The organism is Listeria rocourtiae subsp. hofi (genome assembly GCF_963575615.1).
Classification (GTDB): domain Bacteria; phylum Bacillota; class Bacilli; order Lactobacillales; family Listeriaceae; genus Listeria_A; species Listeria_A hofi.
In genome coordinates this window covers 1-305 of record NZ_CAUYTL010000119.1, presented here as the reverse complement: position 1 = coordinate 305, position 305 = coordinate 1, and the positions used below count along the sequence as shown (strand labels likewise).

1 pseudogene is annotated in these 305 nt (G+C 43.0%); it reads left to right on the top strand.

Annotated elements, in window-relative coordinates:
• The first annotated feature begins 13 nt into the window (after positions 1 to 13).
• Positions 14 to 304: pseudogene (locus R8925_RS16010) on the top strand (minor capsid protein).
• Position 305 lies beyond the last annotated feature (1 nt).

Below are 305 nucleotides of genomic sequence, written 5' to 3'. Positions count from 1 at the left end.
GTGTGATGAGCGCATAGAAAAAGCACAATTCGCTTTAGATAATCAGGTACTAAAGGATTCCAATTACTTCTCACCGGAAGATACTAAGGCAACACAAGACAGCGCTCTGATACATTCTAAAATTGGTGAGGGTTAGCTTGCATGGGTTACGCCATATGTTCGTCAAATTTACTACAATCCTCAATATAATTTTAGCAAGTATAAGAATCCGAATGCATCTGGTCTCTGGTTTGAAGTAGCTAAATCAAGGTTTTTGAGCGATTGGGTGCGCGGCGCTAACACGGCGGCGGGTGGTCGAGTATGAG